Source organism: Cupriavidus plantarum (genome assembly GCF_905397285.1).
Taxonomy (GTDB): domain Bacteria; phylum Pseudomonadota; class Gammaproteobacteria; order Burkholderiales; family Burkholderiaceae; genus Cupriavidus; species Cupriavidus plantarum.
In genome coordinates this window covers 795,446-814,900 of sequence record NZ_CAJPUX010000002.1, presented here as the reverse complement: position 1 = coordinate 814,900, position 19,455 = coordinate 795,446, and the positions used below count along the sequence as shown (strand labels likewise).

General features: G+C 68.6%; 8 protein-coding genes. 6 read left to right on the top strand and 2 right to left on the bottom strand.

Annotation, left to right across the window (positions count from 1 at the left end; genetic code table 11):
* Positions 1-16 precede the first annotated feature (16 nt).
* Positions 17-1,012, bottom strand: coding sequence for a LacI family DNA-binding transcriptional regulator (locus tag KHP16_RS12345; protein ID WP_109583080.1), 996 nt, complete (start codon positions 1,010-1,012; stop codon positions 17-19).
* A 201-nt stretch (positions 1,013-1,213) separates the two neighbouring features.
* On the opposite strand from KHP16_RS12345, the gene KHP16_RS12340 reads away from it, so the two are divergent.
* Positions 1,214-2,365: an L-talarate/galactarate dehydratase gene (locus tag KHP16_RS12340; RefSeq protein ID WP_179593757.1), complete on the top strand. Its 1,152-nt coding sequence runs from the start codon at positions 1,214-1,216 to the stop codon at positions 2,363-2,365.
* 41 nt (positions 2,366-2,406) lie between these two features.
* Entirely contained in the window at positions 2,407-3,372 is a 966-nt protein-coding gene (locus KHP16_RS12335; RefSeq protein WP_109583082.1) for a Bug family tripartite tricarboxylate transporter substrate binding protein, read from the top strand.
* Between the two features lie 102 nt (positions 3,373-3,474).
* Here the strand turns inward: KHP16_RS12335 and KHP16_RS12330 are convergent, their stop codons facing one another.
* Positions 3,475-4,491 carry a 1-aminocyclopropane-1-carboxylate deaminase gene (locus tag KHP16_RS12330; RefSeq protein ID WP_109583083.1) on the bottom strand — a complete coding sequence of 339 codons (1,017 nt, stop codon included), beginning with the start codon at positions 4,489-4,491 and terminating at the stop codon, positions 3,475-3,477.
* Positions 4,492-4,659: 168 nt separating this feature from the next.
* On the opposite strand from KHP16_RS12330, the gene KHP16_RS12325 reads away from it, so the two are divergent.
* From KHP16_RS12325 to KHP16_RS12310, 4 genes are all read left to right on the top strand, one after another.
* Positions 4,660-5,169 carry an Lrp/AsnC family transcriptional regulator gene (locus tag KHP16_RS12325; RefSeq protein ID WP_121491481.1) on the top strand — a complete coding sequence of 170 codons (510 nt, stop codon included), beginning with the start codon at positions 4,660-4,662 and terminating at the stop codon, positions 5,167-5,169.
* 105 nt (positions 5,170-5,274) lie between these two features.
* Complete coding sequence (locus KHP16_RS12320) at positions 5,275-6,501, top strand: NAD(P)/FAD-dependent oxidoreductase (RefSeq protein ID WP_211960276.1); 1,227 nt, start codon at positions 5,275-5,277, stop codon at positions 6,499-6,501.
* Positions 6,502-6,876: 375 nt separating this feature from the next.
* Positions 6,877-17,982, top strand: coding sequence for an Ig-like domain-containing protein (locus tag KHP16_RS12315; protein WP_211960275.1), 11,106 nt, complete (start codon positions 6,877-6,879; stop codon positions 17,980-17,982).
* Positions 17,983-18,155: 173 nt separating this feature from the next.
* Positions 18,156-19,451 (top strand): TolC family protein, encoded by a 1,296-nt coding sequence (locus KHP16_RS12310; protein ID WP_115953072.1) that lies wholly within the window; start codon positions 18,156-18,158, stop codon positions 19,449-19,451.
* Positions 19,452-19,455: the final 4 nt, after the last annotated feature.

Sequence of the window (19,455 nt, the reverse complement as noted above, 5' to 3'; positions counted from 1 at the left end):
CCGCGGCCATTGCGCGTCAGGTCGTGCCGCGTTCGACGATGCGGAAGCCCACATCCACCACGGGCTCCGCGATCGTCGCGCCGTTGCAGCGATCGAGCAGGAGCTTTGCCGCCATCGCGCCGATCGCCGCGCCGTCCACCTGCACTGTCGTCAGCGGCGGGTTCATGTGCGCGGCGAAGTCGGCGTCGCCGAAGCCGCAGATGGCGAGGTCCTCGGGCATGCGCAAACCGCGCGACTGGGCTTCCACCATCACGCCCTGCGCAAGCTGGTCGGAACTGCAGAAGATCGCCTCGATCTTCGGGTCCTGCTCCAGCAACCGCGCCAGCGCGCGGCGGCCGAGTTCCAGGCTGCTGGGCGCGGGGACGACGGCGGTGGGCACGTCGTGCCCGACCGTGGCGATGAAGCCTTCCCGGCGAACCGCGGCACGTTGGTCGTCCCCCGTGGCGATGCCCACTCTGCGGCGGCCCTGATTCAGGAAAAATCCCGCCACCGCGCTGCCGACCTTCACGTGCGAGAAGCCGACCGCCATGTCCACGGGGCGGTCGCTCAGGTCCCACGTCTCCACGACCGGAATGCCCGCGCGGCGCAGGCGGTCGCGGGAGACCTGCGAATGGATCAGCCCCGTGACCACGATGCCATCCGGCCTGCGGCTGATCATCGTGTTGAGCAGCGCTTCCTCGCGCGCATGGTCGTAGCCGGTCTGGCCGAGGATCAACTGGTATCCCGCGGCGTCCAGCGCGTCGGTGAGCGCCTTCACGGTGGGCAGGAACTGCGCGACCGCGATGTTCGGCACCAGCGCGGCGATCATCAGGCTCTTGCGCGACTTGAGTCCGCCCGCCATCAGGTTCGGAAAATACCCCGTGGCCTCGACAGCCTTCCGCACACGCGCGATCGTCTTCTCGGACACCATGCCCGGGTTGCCGAGGGCGCGCGAAGCGGTGATCAGGGAAACGCCCGCCTCGCGGGCGACGTCGTGCAACGTGACAGACTTGGGGGCCTTGTTATTGCTCATGGCTTGGCGATTCGACTCAGGGTAATTCTCTACGGGTACCGGGTTGGAACCGGTTGACCGACGGAAATGACAACGTTAGCATTCGAACCGTTGTCACCAGCAATCTGCGCCGATCGGAAGCTATGCCGATTATACGCCGCCTGAATTGCGCCACAAAATGACAACGTTGTCATACCGCACATCATAGAGAGTCTGCCAACCATGACCGTATCGCCCGCCACCGCCAGCCAGGACGCCATCAGCTGGATCCGCCTGTCCTCCTGCTACCTGCCGCTCGCAACGCCGATCAGCGATGCCAAGGTGCTGACCGGCCGCCAGAAGCCGATGACCGAAGTCGCCATCCTGTTCGCGGAGATCCGCACCGCCAATGGCCACGAAGGCCTCGGCTTCAGCTACTCGAAGCGCGCGGGCGGTCCCGGCCAGTATGCGCATGCGTGCGAGATCGCCCCCGCCCTCCTCGGAGAAGACCCGAGCGATATCGCGAAGCTATGGGACAAGCTTTGCTGGGCCGGGGCTTCGGTGGGGCGCAGCGGCCTGTCGACGCAGGCCATTGGCGCGTTCGACGTGGCGTTGTGGGATCTGAAGGCCAAGCGCGCGGGATTGTCGCTTGCCAAGCTGCTGGGGTCGCATCGCGACGCCGTGCGCTGCTACAACACGTCGGGCGGCTTCCTGCATACGCCGCTGGACCAACTGATGGTGAATGCCGCGGCTTCCGTCGAGCGCGGGATCGGCGGCATCAAGCTCAAGGTCGGCCAGCCCGATGGCGCGCTCGACATCAAGCGGGTGTCGGCGGTGCGCGAGCACCTGGGCGACGCGGTGCCGATCATGGTCGATGCCAACCAGCAATGGGATCGCCCGACCGCGCAGCGGATGTGCCGCACGTTCGAGGCGTTCAACCTCGTGTGGATCGAGGAACCGCTCGATGCGTACGACCACGAAGGGCATGCCGCGCTGGCCACCGCTTTCGATACGCCGATCGCCACCGGCGAAATGCTGACCAGCGCCGCCGAGCACTGGGACCTGATTCGCCATCGCGCCGCCGATTACCTCATGCCCGATGCGCCGCGCGTCGGCGGGATTACGCCGTTCCTGAAAGTGGCCGCGCTTGCCGAGCATGCGGGCCTGATGATCGCGCCGCATTTTGCGATGGAGCTCCATATCCATCTGGCCGCCGCATATCCGCGTGAGCCATGGGTCGAGCATTTCGACTGGCTCGAGCCGCTGTTCAACGAACGGCTCGATATCCGGGACGGCCGCATCGTCGTGCCGACGCGGCCCGGCATTGGCGTGAGCATGAGCGATCAGGCGCGGGGCTGGACGCGCGAACACGCGGAGTTTGGCGCGCGCGCCTGACCCGTTTCCATCCGACAACACAACAACACCGGAGACACACGATGAACAAGCTGCTTGCCACCTTTTGCGCGGGCGTCGCGCTTTGCACCTCGCTTGCCGCGCATGCGGCGTGGCCCGAGAAACCCGTGACCATGCTCGTGCCGTTCCCGCCGGGAGGCTCCACCGACAACGTCGCCCGCATCCTGAGCGCGAAGTTCGCGCAGCAGTTTGGCGGCAGCTTCGTTATCGACAACCGTCCCGGCGCGGCGGGGATGATCGGTGCCGCAATGGCCAAGCGCGCGCCAGCGGATGGCTATACGCTGTTCGTGTCGTCGCTGGGGCCGTTCGTCATCGGGCCGCATTTGACCAAGACGGCGGGGTATGACCCGCTGAAGGACTTCGACTACATCAGCGTGGCCGTGCAGGCGCCGAACGTGCTGGCGGTTCCCGTCAACTCGCCGCACAAGACGATTCAGGACGTGATTGCCTTCGAGAAGGCCAACCCCAACAAGATGACGTTTGCCTCGGCGGGCAATGGCACGAGCGACCATCTGACGGCCGAGCTGTTCTGGCAGCAGACGAACACCAACGGCATCCACGTGCCCTACAAGGGCGGCGCGCCGGCGCTGAACGACCTGATCGGCGGGCAGGTGGATGCGACGTTCATGAACATCAACACGGCGGTGCCGCACATCAAGGCGGGCAAGATCCGCGCACTGGCGATCACGAGCACCGCACGCTCGCCGATCCTGCCGGACGTGCCGACGATGGACGAGGCGGGGATCAAGGGCGTGACGGTCTACTCGTGGCAGGCGATTGCCGCGCCAAAGGGCATTCCTTCGGAGCTGAAGACGAAGCTGCAGGCAGCGGTGGTGTCGGCGCTGAACGACCCGTCGGTAAAACCGAAGCTGCTGGAACTGGGCTTCGAGATCGTGGCCAACACGCCGGAGCAGTTCACGGCCTTCCAGGCGAACGAGTATGCGCGGTGGAAGAAGGTGATCGAGGTGGGGAAGATTACTGCCGATTGATTACCGCGGATTAGTTACCGCGGATTAATGACCGCGGATCGATATTGCGGCGATTGACGAGAGAGCGGGGGCGATGCCCCCACTCTCCCCGCGTGATGCCGATCAACCGTCCTTGAACAGGAAGCTATACGCATTCAGCGCCGGTGCTCCGCCCAGATGGGCGTACAGCACCCGCGACCCCTCCGGAAACTCGCCCAGTCGTACCTTGTCGATCATCCCCTGCATCGACTTGCCCTCGTACACCGGGTCCGTCATCACCCCTTCCAGTCGCGCGCACAGGCGGATGGCCTCGAGCGTGCCGTCCGACGGCAGGCCGTACTCGGGTCCGCCATAGCGCGTATCCAGCACCACGTCCGCTTCGGTGATGTCGCGACCGAGGTCCACGAGGTGGGCCGTGTTCTGCGCGATCCGCAGGATCTGGTCGCGCGTCTGCTGCGGCTTGGCCGAGGCGTCGATGCCGATCACGCGGTCCGCGCGGCCGTCGGCGGCGAAGCCCACGACCATGCCCGCCTGCGTGCTGCCCGTTACCGAGCACACGACGATGTAGTCGAACTTGAAGCCCAGTTCCTTCTCCTGCGCCCGCACTTCCTCGGCAAAGCCGACAAAGCCCAGGCCGCCGAGCGGATGTTCCGAGCAGCCCGCGGGGATCGGATACGGCTTTCCGCCCGCGTCCCGCACGCTCTGCATCGCGTCTTCCCAGCTCGGGCGGATGCCGATGTCGAAGCCATCGGCGACCAGACGCACGTCCGCGCCCATCATGCGCGACATCTGGATGTTGCCGACGCGGTCATACACCGCGTCCGAATAGTTGACCCAGTTTTCCTGCACGAGCACGCACTTGAGGCCCAGGTGCGCGGCCACCGCGGCCACCTGGCGCGTCTGGTTCGACTGGATGCCGCCGATGGACACCAGCGTGTCGGCGCCCTGCGCGAGCGCGTCGGGAATCAGGTACTCGAGCTTGCGCGTCTTGTTGCCGCCATAGGCCAGACCGCTGTTGCAGTCCTCCCGCTTGGCATAGAGCTCGACCTTGCCGCCAAGATGTTCGCTCAGGCGCTTGAGCGGCTGAATGGGGCTGGGTCCGAACGTCAGCGGATGACGCGGAAAACGCTTGAGATTCATGGCAAATGCTCCGTGGGGGACAGGTTCGCTAAGGAGGCGTGGAGGCGAGTGGAATCGCTTTTCCGACAAGGGAAATGGTAGGCATTTGTCCGCGAAACGTGCTTGCAAAGATGGCGAACAAGACCGAACATTACATGTCAGCCTTCCACGGACTCCTTTCAAAATTCCATGGTAACCACCTCACGCGGAACAAAATTTCGTGCCCCGCCCGCCGAGCGGCCCGAGCTCGATCGCACCGACAAGGCCATCCTGCGCGCGCTGCAGAAAGACGCCTCGATCTCCAACGTGGCGCTCGCCGACAAGGTCAATCTGAGCCCGCCCGCATGCCTGCGAAGAGTGGAACGGCTCAAGGCCGGCGGGTTCATCCGTGGGATCGTCGCGCTGCTGGAACCTCGCATGCTCGACGTCGGCATGCTGGTGATCATCGGCGTGGTGCTGGACCGCTCCACCCCGGATTCGTTTGCCGCGTTCGAGAAGGCCGCGCAGAAGATCACGGGCTGCATGGAGTGCCACGAGGTAACCGGCGAGTTCGACTACTTCATGATGATCCGCACGCGCGACAACGACAGCTTCAACAAGCTGCACGCGGAGCAGCTGCTGTATCTGCCGGGTGTGCGGCAGATCCGCACGTTCATGGTGCTCAAGCAGGTCCTGTCCAACACGCAGCTAACGGTGTAAGGGGAAGAGGTAGTGGAGCAGTAGTGGGGTAGATATGGGTTCGGAGCGCGTCAGGAGCGCGTCGGGAGTGGGTCGGGAGCGGCGCCGTTGGTACACTCTCTCGCCATGCATACCTCCACCTCGCCCAATACGTTCGCAGGTCCCTCCCCCACCATCGCCGTGATCGGCGCCGGTATCGTTGGCTGCTGCATCGCGCTGGCGCTGCGCAAGCGCGGCGCCACGGTGACGCTGATCGACCGGCAAGGCCCCGCCGCCGGCTGCAGCTACGGCAACTCGGGTGCGATCAGCGAAAGCTCGGTCGCGCCGCTCGCGATGCCCGGCGTGCTCGCCTCCGTGCCGAAGATGCTGCTCGACAAGGATGGGCCGCTGCATCTGCCGCTCACCTATCTCCCCACCGCCGCCCCATGGCTCGCCCGCTTCGTGCTGTCCGCCACGCCGGGCCGCGTCGAACGCGCGGCCCACGCGCTCGCGGCGATGCATGAGGGCGCCATCGGCAAGCATGCCGCGCTCACGCGCGAGGTGGGCGTGCCTGAACTGTTCCTGCAACGCGGCCACCTTCATCTCTACCGCGACGCGGCCGCGCTCGACGACGATGCCGCCGCGTGGCGGCTGCGCGAGCGCTTCGGCTTCCGGTTCGAACGCCTCGACCGCGCGGGCATCGAAGCCCTCGAGCCGAACGTCGCCGCGCACTACACGGCCGCGATGTACCTGACCGACCATGCGACGATCCTGAACCCCGCGCGCTATACGCAGGCGATTGCCGATGCATTCGTCGCGCGCGGGGGCACGCTGGTACGCGACGACGTCCGCGGCCTGGCCCATCGCGGGACACAATGGACGCTCAGCGGCGCGCAGGACAAATACACCGTGGACCATGCCGTCGTCGCCGCGGGCGCGTGGTCGCGCAAGCTACTGGACCCGCTCGGCATCTCGCTGCCGCTGGAAAGCCAGCGCGGCTATCACGTGCAGTTCAACGGCACCCGCGACGTCGTGTCGCGCACCGTGGTGCTGACGGACCGCAAGATCTTTGTCACGCCGATGGAAGACGGCCTGCGCGTCGGCGGCACGGTGGAGATCGCGGGACTCACGCGCGCGCCCGACATGCGACGCTTCGACGGCCTGGCGGCGATCGCGCGCGATACCTTCGCGGGTCTGTCGAGCGCGACCACGACCTCGTGGATGGGTCATCGACCCTGCATGCCCGACTCGGTGCCCGTTGTCGGCGCCGCCCGCAATCAACCGGGCCTGTGGCTCGCCGTGGGCCACGGCCATCTCGGCCTGACCGACTCCGTCAACACCGCGGACCGTATCGCCGACGCGGTCTTCGCGTAATTCAAACGCCCTTTTGTTTTTCCTTTTAGCGTCAAATACGGCAATGTCAAAAATCGCCGTTTACGCTAAAGTCAAGCCGCAGTCTTTTAAGACACCCGGATCGTCCGATTTAAGAGGTATTTAATCGCAAATTAAATATCTCTTTCTGGACATCTTCCAGTCCTGCGACGTCCCGCGGATTGTCCCCGGACATGGCGCCGGGACTGGCTTTGCGGTGCGCGTCCCGTTGTATCGGGCGTTTGAAACATCGATCATAAAAAGTGCTGGCTTTATTTACCGATGTAATAAAGTCAATTCAAGGCACGGCAATTTTGCAAATGTTTCTTTTTGCTGCGGGGTACGGGATGGTCTGACGACACACCAAGGAGATCGCGCATGGCTTCGCCCGCCGCATTGAATGAGCACAAGGACCTCGCCGTCGCTGCCGGTACCAGCACGGTCACCGCGCCGGACGGACGGACGAACTTTCTCGTCTCAGCCAGCAAGGAGAGCGTTGCCAACTACGCGCGCGAAGGCAATGACCTGATCGTCAGCTTCAAGAACGGGCAGACGCTGCGCATCGAAGGTTTCTTCACGAACGGCGCGCAGTACAACAACCTCGTGTTCGTGCAGGAAGACGGCCGCTGGCTCGCATCGTTCGATCAGGCCATGGTCCCTGGCGGCGATGGCATCGCGGATGGCGCGGTCGCCTATCAGTCGATCGGCATGAGCACGGCGACGAAGGCGCTGCTCGGCGCGCTCGGGCTTGCCGCGGGTATCGGCATCGGTGCGGCGGCAGCCGGTGGTGGCGGCGGCGGTGACGGTGGAAATAATGGCGGCGGAGGCGGTGGCGGCGGGGGCGGTACCACGCCGCCCGGACAAGGCACGCCGCCCAGCCCACCCTCCGTCGCACCCGTGGGCAATGTGATTCCCGGCACCGGCACGCAGTTCACGCGCGATGCCTCGCCCACGCTGAGTGGCAATATCTCGCCGGCCAACGGCAGCGTCCTGATTGCGATCGATGGCCAGCCGCCGGTCCGCGTCACCGCCGACGCGAACGGCAACTGGAGCTATGCCGTGCCGCAGCTCGGCGAAGGCACGCATCAGATCGTGCTGACGCACGTGAACGCGGACGGCACGCAGAGCACGCCCATCGCCATCGACGTCATCGTCGACACCATCGTGCCCGACGCGCCGACGATCGACCCGACGTCCGGCGCGGCGCTCACGGGCACGGCCGAGGCAGGCAGCCTCGTCAGCATCGACCTCGACGGCGATGGCCGGCCCGACGCGACGGTCACCGCGGACGCCAACGGCAACTGGCGCTACACACCCGCGACGCCGCTCGCCAACGGCGCCGTAGTGTCCGTGACCGCGACCGACGCGGCCGGCAATACCAGCGCCGCCACGCCGGGCACCGTCGACGCGTCCGCGCCGGGCGCCCCGATCATCCTGCAGAGCGACACGTCCACGCTGGCCGGCACGGCCGAAGCCGGCAGCACGATCCACATCGACCTGAACGGCGACGGCACGCCGGACGCCACCGTCGTCGCCGATGCCGGCGGCAACTGGTCCTACACCATCGCCCCCCCCGTGGCCGCGGGAGCGGCCGTCAGCGTGACCGCGAGCGACGCCGCCGGTAACACGAGCCCGCCCGCGACGGCCACGCTGGCCGACGTCACGCCGCCTGCCCTGCCGACCATCGCGGCAACGAATGGCGCCTCGCTGAGCGGCACCGCCGAAGCCGGGTCGACGGTCGGCATCGACCTCGACGGCGATGGCGCGATGGACGTCACGGTGACCGCGACCGGCACCGGAAGCTGGAGCTACACCCCCGCCACACCGGTCGCCAACGGTACGGTGGTGACCGTGACGGCGCTCGATGCAGCCGGCAACGCGAGCGCGCCCGCGAGCATCACCGTCGATGCGGCCGCGCCAGATGCCCCGGTGCTTGGCAGCGTGACCGACGACGCCACCCCGGGCACCGGGCCGCTGACCACCGGCGCGAGCACCAACGACGCGACGCCGACGCTCGCCGGCACCGCCGAGGCCAACAGCACGATCGACATCTACAACGGCACCACGCTGCTCGGCACCGTGACGGCCGATGCCAACGGCAACTGGTCCTTCACGCCGGGCGCCGCGCTGCCCGACGGCACCTATGCGCTGACCGTGACCGCGACCGATGCCGTCGGCAATGTCAGCAATCCGAGCACGCCGTTCTCGCTGACCATCGACACCGCGCCACCGGCCGCGCCGACCATCGCCGCGACCAATGGCGGCGCGCTGTCCGGCACCGCGGCCGCGAACAGCACCGTGGCGATCGACCTCAACGGCGACGGCGTGCCGGAGGCGACGGTCACCGCCACGCCTGGCGGCACGTGGTCCTATACGCCCGCCCCCGCGCTCGCCAACGGCACCGTCGTCACGGTGACGACTGTTGACGCGGCCGGCAATGCGAGCACGCCCGCGTCCACGACCGTCGATGCGGCCGCGCCCAACGCGCCCGTGTTCGGCACGGTCACGGACAACGTCGCGCCCGGCACCGACCCTGTCGCGAGCGGCGGCAGCACCAACGATCCCACGCCGACGTTTACCGGTACCGCCGAGCCGGGCAGCACCGTCAACGTGTACAACGGCACGACGCTCGTTGGGACGGCCCTCGTCGACGGCAATGGAAACTGGAGCGTCACGCCCGCGAGCGGTCTGGCCGACGGCACCTACTCGTTCACGGCCACGGCCACCGATCCGCTCGGGAACGTGAGCCAGGCCGGGGGACCCTTCGCGCTGACCATCGACACCGCGCCACCCGCCACGCCGCTGATCACACAGAGCAGCGCGACCACGCTCGCGGGTACCGCGGTGGCCGGGAGCATCATCGCCATCGACCTGAACAACGACGGCACGCCGGACGTCACGGTCACGGCGACGCCGGAGGGCACGTGGTCCTATTCCCCCGGCACGCCGTTTGCAGACGGCACGACCATCGGCGTAAGCGCCGTGGATGCCGCGGGCAACAGCAGCACGCCCGCTACCGTGACGATCGATGCCGCGCCACCCGCGCCGCCAGTCATCGTGTCCGTCGCGGACAACGTGACGCCGGGCACCGATCCCGTCGGTAACGGCGGCAGCACCAACGACAACACGCCGACGATCGCGGGCACGGCCGAAGCCGGCAGCACCGTCCAGATCTTCAACGGCACCACGCTGCTGGGAACCGTCGTCGCCACCGGTGGCAACTGGACTTTCACGCCCCCAGCGGGCCTGGCCGACGGCACGTACACGATCACGGTCACCGCGACGGACGCGGCGGGCAATGTGAGCGCGCCGAGCGCGCCGTATACGATCGTCATCGACACCGCCCCGCCCCCGGCGCCCGTCATCACGGGCGCCAGCGACGACGCGCTGCCCGGTGTGGGCGCCATCGCCAATGGCGGCGCCACCAACGACACCACGCCGACGCTGACCGGTACGGCCGCGGCGGGCGCGGTCATCAACCTCTACAACGGCACCACGCTGATCGGCACGACCACCGCCGATGCCAACGGCAACTGGAGCGTAACGCCGACCGCGGCGCTAGCGGCCAACGCCACCTATGGCCTCACCGTGACGGCGACGGACGCAGCGGGCAACGAGAGCGCACCGAGCCTCGTCTACACGATTACCGTCGATACGGCTCCGCCGCCGACCCCGAGCGTGGCCGCGACGAACGGCACCACGCTGACGGGCACCGCGGAAGCAGGCGCCACGGTCAACATCGATCTCAACAACGACGGCACGCCCGATGCCACCGTCCAGGCGGACGGCAGCGGCAACTGGTCGTACCTACCGGCCACCCCACTGCCCAACGGCACCGTGGTGAGCGTCACGGCGACCGACGCGGCCGGTAATGCGAGCGGCGCCGCGACCACCACGGTCGACGGCAGCATCGTCGATACGACGCCGCCCGCGGCGCCCACCATCGCCGCGACCAATGGCACGGTACTGACCGGCACCGCGGAAGCCGGCAGCACCGTCAACCTCGACCTGAATGGCGACGGCACCGCCGACGTGACCGTGCAGGCGAACAGCGCCGGGACGTGGACCTATACGCCGGGCACACGCGTGCCCGACGGCACCGTGGTGAGCGCCACCGCGACCGATTCAGCGGGCAATACCGGGCCGGCAGGCGCGGCCATCGTCGATGGCGCGGCGCCCGCGCAACCGGCCGTCCTGTTCGCCACGGACCCGAGAGGCCCCATTCTCAGCGGAGGCAGCACCAACGACACCACGCCGACGCTGACCGGTACCGCGGAGGCCGGCAGCACCGTCAGCGTGTACGAAGGCACGACGCTGCTCGGCACCGTGGTCGCCACGGGCGGCAACTGGACCTTCACGCTGCCGACGGGCGCGAACGACGGCAGCCATACCTACACCGTCACCGCGACGGATGCCGTGGGCAACGTCAGCACGCCGAGCCCGGGATACACGGTCGTGGTCGACACCGCGGCACCGGGCGTGCCGACGATCGCGCCGACCAACGGCACGACGCTGACGGGCACCGCCGAAGCGGGCAGCACGGTCAACCTCGATCTGAACGGCGATGGCACGCCGGACACGACCGTCACGGCCACGCCGGGCGGCACCTGGACCTATACGCCCGTGTCGCCGCTCGGCAACGGCACCGTGGTCAACGTGACGGCCACCGACGCCGCCGGCAATACGAGCGGCGCCGCGACCCTCACCGTCGATCGCGCCGCGCCGGCGGCCCCGGCCATCACGAGCGTCACGGACAACGCGACGCCGGTGACCGGGCCCCTCCTCACGGGCGGATCGACCAACGACAACACGCCCACGCTGACCGGGACCGCGGAGGCGAACAGCACCGTCAGCCTCTTCAACGGCACCACGCTGATTGGCACCGCCAACGCGGACGCGAACGGCAACTGGAGCTTCACGCCCGCCACCGGACTGACCGATGGCACCTACACGCTGACCGCCACCGCGACCGATGCGGTGGGCAATGTCAGCGCGCCAACGCCCGCGTTCACGGTCACCATCGACACGGTGCCGCCCGGCGTGCCCACCATCGCGCCGACCAACGGCACCGCGCTCTCGGGAACGGCCGATCCCGGCACGCTCGTGCGCATCGACTTCAATGGCGATGGCGTGGCCGATGCGACGGTCACCGCCACGCCAGGCGGCACGTGGACCTTCTCGCCCGCGCCGCCCCTTGGCAACGGCACCGTGATCACCGTGACGTCCGTGGATGCGGCGGGCAACGTGAGCGCGCCCGCCAGCACGGCAATCGATTCGGCACCGCCGGCACCGCCGGTGTTCACGGGCGCGTTCGACGATGTCGGGCCCGTCACGGGCGCGATCGCGGCCGGCGGCGCAACCAACGATCCCACGCCGACGCTGACGGGTACCGCCGAAGCGAACAGCACGGTGAACCTGTACAACGGCACCACGCTGCTCGGCACGGTGACGGCGAACGGCTCGGGGGTGTGGACCTTCACGCCGACGGCCAACCTGCCCGATGGCACGTACGCCGTCACGGCGACGGCCACCGATGCGCTCGGCAACGCCGGCGCGCCGAGCGCGGCTTTCACCTTCACGATCGATACCGCCCCGCCCGCACCGCCCGTCATCGCGCCCAGCAACGGCAACGCGCTGACGGGGACGGCGGCGGCCGGCAGCACCATCGCGATCGACCTCAACGGCGACGGCACCGCCGATGCGCAGGTCACCGCGAACGCGAGCGGCAACTGGACGTACACGCCGGCCACGCCTCTGCTCAACGGCGTCACGGTATCGGCCGTCGCCATCGATGCCGCCGGCAATGCCAGCACGCCTGCCACGACCGTCATCGATCGCGCGGCGCCATCGGCCCCGATCATCACGGGCGCGACGGACGACGCCGCGCCGATCGTGGGGCCTGTCCCATCGGGCGGCGTCACCAACGACACCACGCCCACGCTCACGGGCACCGCCGAAGCGGGCAGCACGGTGCGGCTGTATAACGGCACGACGCTCGTCGGCACGGCCGTGGCCAATGGACTCGGCGCGTGGAGCATCACGCCCTCGCCCGCGCTCATCGACGGCAGCTACTCGCTGACGGCGACCGCGACGGATGCGGCCGGCAACGTGAGCGGCCAGAGCGCCGCGTTCAACGTCATCATCGACACCACGCCGCCTGCGGTGCCGACGATCAACCCCAGCAATGGCGCGATCGGCGCCGTCCTCACCGGTACCGCGGCAGCGGGCAGCACGGTCAATATCGACCTCAATGGGGACGGCGCCGCGGACGTGACCGTCACGGCCACGGCGGGCGGCACGTGGAGCTACACGCTCGCCGCGCCCATCGCCAACGGCACCGTCGTGAACGTCACCGCCACCGATGCCGCCGGCAATACGAGTACGCCGGCCAGCGTGACCATCGATGGCGTGGCGCCGGCCATACCGGTCATCGTCAGCGTGACGGACAACGCGGGTCCGGTGCTCGGCGCCGTGCTGGCGGGCGGCAGCACCAACGACACCACGCCGACGCTGACGGGCACCGCGGAGCCCAACAGCACGATCAACGTCTTCAACGGCATCACGTTGCTCGGCACGGTCACCGCCGATGTCAACGGCAACTGGACCTTCACGCCCGGCACCGCGCTGGCCGACGGCACCTATACGCTCACGGTCACCGCGACCGATGCCTCGGGCAATACCAGCACGCCGACGGGCACCTTCACGCTGATTGTCGACACGGTCGCACCGCCGCCGCCCATCGTCGCGGCAAGCAATGGCACGACCATCACGGGCACGGCCGCGCCGAACAGCACTATCGCGCTCGACCTCAATGGCGACGGCACGCCCGACGCCACGGTGACGGCGAATGGCGCCGGCGCATGGACCTATACGCCCGCCCCCGCGCTGGCCAACGGCACTACGGTCAGCGTCGTGGCGATCGACGCCGCGGGCAACACGAGCGCGCCCGCCACCACGGTGATCGATGCCGCCCCGCCCCTCGCCCCGGTCATCTCCGGCGTGGCCGACAACACCGCGCCCGTCACGGGGCCGGTGCTGTCGGGCGGCAGCACCAACGACACCACGCCGACGCTAACCGGCACCGCCGAAGCCAACAGCACGATCAACATCTTCAACGGCACCACGCTGGTCGGCACCACGAATGCCGACGCCAACGGCAACTGGACCTTTACGCCGGCGACAGGCCTGCCGGAAGGCACCTATACGCTCACGGCCACCGCGACCGACGCTGTCGGCAACACCGGCGCGCCGAGCGCGGTCTTCACGGTGACCATCGACGTCACGCCGCCCGCGGCGCCCGTCATCGACATCAATACCGCCGCCACGCTCGGCGGTACCGCCGTGGCGGGCACGACGATCGGCCTCGACCTCAACAACGACGGCACCGTCGACACCACCGTCACCACGGACGCCAGCGGCAACTGGACCTACACGCCGGCCACGCCGCTGGCGAACGGCGTGGTCGTCAACGTGACCGCGATCGACGCGGCCGGCAACAGCAGCCCGCCGGCCACCGTGACGATCGATGCCGCGGCGCCGGCCGCGCCGGTGCTCGTGAGCGTGACGGACAACGTCGCGCCCGTCACCGCGCCGATCCTGTCGGGCGGCAGCACCAACGACGGCACGCCGACGCTGACGGGGACCGCGGAGGCAGGCAGCACGATCGACATCTACAACGGCACCACGCTGATCGGCACTGTGACCGCCACGGGCGGCGCGTGGACCTTCACACCGCCGGATGACCTGGCCGACGGTACCTACACGCTCACGATCACCGCGACCGACGCGGCCGGCAACGTGAGCGCGCCGAGCACGCCGTTCGTGCTGACGATCGACACCGCCCCGCCGGCCACGCCGATCATCGTCAGCGTCACCGACAACTTCGGTCCGGTACTCGGCGCGGTGGCGCCCGGCGGCTTCAGCAACGACAACACGCCGACGCTCGCGGGTACCGCCGAGGCCAACAGCACCGTCAGCATCTTCAATGGCGCCACGCTCGTCGGCACGGCCGCCACGAATGCTTCGGGCAACTGGACGTTCACGCCGGGGACGGGCCTGGCGGATGGCACGTACACGTTCACCGCCGTGGCCACCGACGCCGCGGGCAATCCCAGCGGCGCCAGCACGAGCTTCACGGTGACCATCGATACGGCGCCACCGCCGCCGCCGACGATCGTGCCCACCGACGGCATTGCGCTGTCGGGCACCGGCGAAGCGGGCAGCTTCGTCAATATCGACCTCAATGGCGATGGCGTCGCCGACGCCACGGTCGGCGTCAACGCGAGCGGCAACTGGTCCTATCAGCCGGCCACGCCGCTCGGCAATGGCGTGGTGGTCACGGTCACGGCCACGGACCGCGCGGGCAACGCGAATCCGACGGGCGCCTCGACCACGGTCAACGTCAACCTCAACGACACCACGCCGCCTGCGGTGCCCACGATCGCGGCGACCAACGGCACGGTGCTGGCCGGGACCGCCGAGGCGGGCAGCCGCGTCAATATCGACCTCACCGGCGACGGTGTGGCAGATGTGTTCGTGACGGCGAGCGCGGGGGGCGCGTGGACCTATACGCCGCCCGTCCGGCTCGGCAACGGCATCGTGGTGACCGTGACCGCGACCGACGCCGCGGGCAATACGAGCCCTTCCGCCTCGACGACCGTCGACGCGGCGCCGCCGGCCGCGCCGGTGCTGCTCACGGTGACCGACGACGCGGCGCCCACGCTGGGGACGATTCTCGCGGGCGGCGTGACCAACGATACGACGCCGACGCTCACGGGCACGGCCGAGGCCGGCAGCATCGTCAACGTCTACAACGGCGCCACGCTGCTCGGCACCGTGACGGCCACGGGCGGCACGTGGACCTTTACGCCGCCCGCGCTGGCCGACGGCACGTACACGATCACCGCGACCGCAACGGATGCCGTGGGTAATACGAGCGTCGCCAGCGGCGGCTTCACGTTCCGCGTGGATACCGCCGCGCCCGCGCTGCCCACCGTGGGCGCCAGCAACGGCGCCACGCTGTCGGGTACCGCGGAGGCCGGCAGCCTCGTGGGCCTCGATTTCAATGGCGATGGCATCGCCGACGCCACGGTCACCGCCACCGCCGGCGGCACGTGGACCTATACGCCCGCGTCGCCGCTCGTCAACGGCACCGTGGTCGCCGTCACCGCGACCGATGCCGCCGGCAACGTGAGCGCGCCCGCAAGCACGACCATCGATCGCCTGGCGCCCGCGGTGCCGATCATCGTGAGCGTGAGCGACGATGTGGCGCCTGTGGTCGGCGGCATCGCCCTCGGCGGCCGTACCAACGACACGACGCCGACGCTCGCCGGCACGGCCGAGGCCGGCAGCACGGTGAGCGTCTTCAACGGTGCGACGCTGCTCGGCACGGTCGTCGCGGACGCCAATGGCAACTGGTCGTTCACGACACCCGCCCTCGCCAACGGAACCTACGCGCTGACGGTCACCGCCACCGATGCGGTCGGCAACGTGAGCGCGGCGACCGCGCCGTACGGCTTCACCGTCGATACCATCGCGCCGGTGGCGCCGGTCATAACGCGCGCCAGCGGCACCACGCTCACGGGCACGGCGGAGGCCGGCAGCATCGTTGCCATCGACCTCAACGGCGATGGCGTGGCCGATGTTTCCGTGACCGCTACCGCGGGCGGCACGTGGTCCTTCTCGCCCTCGCCGGCGCTGGGCAATGGCGTGGTCGTCGGCGTGACGTCGATCGACGCGGCGGGCAACACGAGTCCGCGCGTCACGGCCACCGTCGATGCGCTGGCGCCGACGGTGCCGGTCATCACGAGCGTCGTCGATAACGTCGCGCCCGTGACCGGCACGCTGCTCAGCGGGGCGAGCACCAACGACACCACGCCGACGCTCAACGGCACCGCCGAAGCAGGCTCCCTCATCAGCGTGTTCAACGGCACGACCCTGCTCGGCACGGTGCTCGTCGATGGCACCGGCAACTGGAGCTTCACGCCGACCGCCCTCGGTAATGGCACCTACGCGCTGACGGTCACCGCCACCGATGCGTCGGGCAATGTGAGCGCGCCCACCGCGGCGTTCAACCTGACCGTGGATACGGTGGCGCCGACGGTGACCACCGCCATCACGACGGTCACCGACGACACCGGCACGGTCGGCGACTGGGTCACCGGCGACACCACGCCCATCGTCGCCGGCACGCTCAGCGCGGCCCTCGGCGCGGGCGAGGTCCTGCAGGTCAGCCTCAATGGCGGCGCCACGTGGACCGATGCCATCGTCACGGGCAACACGTGGACGTGGTATTCGAGCGGCGTGCTGGCCAATGGCAGCTACACGATCAGCACGCGCGTGGTGGATGCGGCCGGGAACATCGGCGGTATCGCGAGCCAGGCGCTGACCATCAACCAGAACGTGGCGCCGCAGGTGACGGTGCGCGATGCGGGCGGGCTGCTGGGCATCGCCGATGCGAATGCGCTGGGGCTGATCGAGCTCGGGCAGCAGCAGTTCTTCGCGGCGAGCGACTACAACGACAACATCCAGCGGGTGCAGATCTCGTTTGGCGGGGTGCTCGATCTGCTGGCGTTGCAGACGCTCAATGCCAACCAGACGCTGGCGGCCGAGCTCGGGTTGCGGTTCACGGTGGTCAACAACCCCGGCGTCCTCGGTGTCGGCGCCTCTTCGCTGCTGACGATCACGTCGCTCGATGGCGGACCGATCGACAACCTGCATCTCAACGAGCTGCTGGGGTCGGTCACGCTGAGCAACGGGCTGCTCGGGATCAACGTCGGGCTGCTGAATTCGCTGACGATCACCGCAACGGATACCACGGGGCTGACTTCCACGAGCAACGCGAGCCAGCTGCTGAGCGCCGGCGTGCTGAGCAATCTGCTTGGCGGCTCCCAGTCCTCCTCGATCATCGAGGGGACGACGGCGGCCAACACGCTCAATGGTACGGCCGGCGACGACCGGATGTACGGCTATGCGGGGAACGACACGCTCAATGGCGGAGGCGGGAACGACCTGCTGCGCGGCGGGGCGGGGAACGACACGCTCAATGGCGGCGCGGGCAACGACATCCTGATCGGGGGCAGCGGGAATGACACGCTCACGGGCGGTGCCGGCGGGGATGTGTTCCTGTGGGAGGTCAACGGCACGGACAACACCGCCGGCAACGGCAGCGACGTCATCACGGACTTCGTCGTGGCCTCGGGCGCGAACCAGGCGGGCGCCGACCGTATCGACATCTCGGCGCTGCTGGTCGGCTACCAGGCGGACGCCGACGGTCCGGCCCATTACGTCAACGGCGTGGCAACCATCGACGCCGGGGACGCGATTCGCAATTTCGTGAGCGTGACGAACGTCAACGGCAATACCGTCATCGCCATCGACCGCGACGGCACCGGCGCGGCATTCTCGTCGCAGACCGTGGTGACGCTGAACAACGTGACGACGAATCTGGAGACATTGCTGGCGAATCATCAACTGGTGGTCTGATGTTTGTTTTCCCCGCCTCTCCGTGGGGAGGGGCGGCTCGGGGTGAGGGCAACCACCCCCTAACGCACGGATCCATATAACCATTGCCCATCATCCGCCTACGACATGCCGTGGCCTCCGGTGCGCTCGCGTTAGCGGGCGCCACCGTCAGCGCCGCTCCGCCACAACCCTACATGCTCCCCGCGACCGCCCCGCTGGCCGCCCCGCCCACGCCCGCCGCCACCGTCGATGGCACCGGCGGCATGCGGCATATCCAGGTGCAGGGCATCGGCATCCGCGAAGCGATCGGTATCGCGATATCGCGGCATCCCGACATCAGCCGCGCCAACGCCGTCGTCGCGCAAAGCACGTCGGAGATCGCGGTGGCCAAGGCGGCGTGGTATCCGAAGCTCGAGTACGGCGTGCGCCCAGGCTACGGTGGCACGTATGGCACCGGCGGCAACCTCGCGGGCGTCCGGAGTTCCGTCGGCGTCAGCCAGCTCGTGTACGACTTCGGCAAGACGCAAAGCCGCATCGCCGCCGCGGATGCCACGCTCAACCGCAATCGTCATCTGCTCTCCGACACGATGGAGACCATCGCGCAAAACACCGCCGCCACGTTCGTCGAGCTCGCCGCTAGCCAGGAGATCGTCGCCGCCGCCCAACGGCAGGTCGAAGCCCTGACGGCAACGAGATCCAAGATCGGCGACCGCGTCAGAGCCGGCCTGTCGGTGAACTCGGACCGCAACATGGCCGACATCGCCATCCAGCGCGCAAAATCGGACGAACTCCGCGCCCGCAGCCGCTTCGACGTGGCGGCGTCGCGGCTCGCCGAACTCATCGGCGTCAAGCCCGACCAGGTGGAAGACCTCACCCGCACCGACGGCGACATCCGCAACCTCGGCGACGAGATGGGCAACGTCGAACAGACCCCCGCCGTGCTCGCCGCCGGCGCCGCCGTGGAAGCCGCGCAGGCCCATGTCTCTCAGGCGGAAGCCGAGCGATTCCCGTCGGTCAGCGTCGGCGTCAGCCGCTCGGTCTCCACGGGCCCCGCCAACGCGCTCGACGACACGTGGGTCGGCGTATCGATCTCCGGCGACTTCTCGCTTGGCGGCCTCAATCAGCATCGCATCGCCGCCGCGCAGGCCGAACGCCGCGCCGCGCTGGACGCGCTCGACAACCAGCGCCTGATCGCCCGCACGGCCCTGCGCGCGTCGTCGACCGAAGCCGCCGGCGCGATGGCAAGGCGCGAAAGCTACGAGCAGATGATCAGCCTGCTGCGCGCGTCCCGCGATCTGTACTGGCAGGAGTACATCCTCAACAAGCGCACGCTGACGGACGTGCTGAACCCCGAGCGCGAGATCTTCATCGCCGAGCAGGAATGGGTCAGCGCCATGGCCGATGCGACGGTCGCGCGCGTGCGCGCGCATGTGGCGGTAGGCCGCTTCGTCGACCTGCTGCGCGAACAGGAACTGGGAGCAGGCCAATGACCAT